At 74.4% G+C, this 1,350-nt stretch carries 2 protein-coding genes; both read left to right on the top strand.

Going from position 1 to position 1,350, the window contains the following annotated elements; genetic code table 11:
- Nucleotides 1–782: FecCD family ABC transporter permease (locus ACZ7HQ_RS45540; RefSeq protein ID WP_471003544.1), on the top strand; the 782-nt coding region annotated here is incomplete at its 5' end.
- Between the two features lie 11 nt (nucleotides 783–793).
- On the top strand, nucleotides 794–1,350 hold a 557-nt coding region (locus tag ACZ7HQ_RS45535), incomplete at its 3' end, for an iron chelate uptake ABC transporter family permease subunit (protein WP_471003547.1).

The raw sequence follows: 1,350 nt of genomic DNA, 5'->3' as shown, positions 1-1,350 counted from the left end.
CCCTCGCGGGCACGGTGCTCCAGGGCATCACCCGCAACCCCATCGCCGACCCCGGCATCCTCGGCATCAGCCAGGGCGCGTCGGTGGCCGTGGTGATGGCCATCGCGTTCGCCGGGGTCCACACGCTCACCGGCTATGTGTGGTTCGCCTTCGCGGGCGCGGCCGTCGCCTCGGTCGCCGTGTACGCCGTCGCCTCCCGGGGACGCGGCGGCGCGACCCCGGTGAAGCTCGCGCTCGGCGGTGCGGCGATCAACGCGCTGCTGGTGTCGGTGACGATGGGGATCCTCACGACGAAGGCGTCCGCGCTGGACGAGTTCCGCTTCTGGCAGGTCGGTTCGATCGCGGGCCGGGAGGCGGCCGTCGTCCAGCAGGTGTGGCCGTTCCTCCTCGTCGGGACGGTGCTCGTGCTCGCCGTCGCCCGCGGCCTGGACGCGCTCGCGCTCGGCGAGGACGTGGCGAAGGGGCTCGGGCAGAACGTCGCGGCGGTCCGGATCGTCGGCGGTGTCGGCGCGACCGTGCTGACCGGGGTCGGGGTCGCCGCCGCCGGGCCGATCGCGTTCATCGGGCTCGCCGTCCCGCACATCGCCCGCGCGGTCGTCGGCAACGACCACCGCTGGGTGCTGCCCATGGCGGCGCTGACCGGGCCCGTGATGCTGCTCGTCTCGGACGTCGTCGGCCGGATCGTGTTCCCGCCCGGCGAGGTCCCGGCGGGCGTGATGACGGCGCTGATCGGGGTGCCGTTCCTGGTCGCCCTCGTACGCCGGAAGGCGGTGCCGGCATGAGCGGGACCTCCATGAACGCGCCCGTGGCCGTCAGGACCGTGGGGGCCTCGACGTCCGTACGGGTCCGGCCCGCCGGGTACGCCGTCGTGAAGGCCGGGCCGCGCGGCCGGTTCCTGCTGCACCGCAGGGCGTCCGTCGTGGCGGCGGCCCTGCTCGTCCTCCTCGCCGCCGTCTGCGTCGCCTACCTCTGCGTCGGGGAGAGCTTCGTCGCGCCCGGCGAGGTCGTGAGGGTGATCCTCGGGCAGCCGTCGTCGGCCGAGCTGGTCGTGGGCACGCTGCGGCTGCCGCGCATGGTCGTCGGGCTGCTGGTCGGCGCCGCGTTCGGGGTCGCCGGGGCGCTGATCCAGACGGTCGCCCGCAACCCGCTGGCCAGCCCGGACATCATCGGCATCAGCCAGGGCGCGAGCGCGCTCACGGTCGGCGCGATGACCTTCGGCATCACCTCGTACACGGTCCTGCCCTACCTCTCCGTCATCGGCGGAGTGGCCGCGGCGGCGCTCGTCTACGTCTTCGCCTGGCGCGGCGGCCTGCACGCCACCCGCTTCGTCCTCATCGGCATCGGCTTCGC

The sequence above is a fragment of the Streptomyces sp. NPDC037290 genome, assembly GCF_055603245.1.
This window is presented reverse-complemented; position numbering and strand designations above follow the sequence as displayed.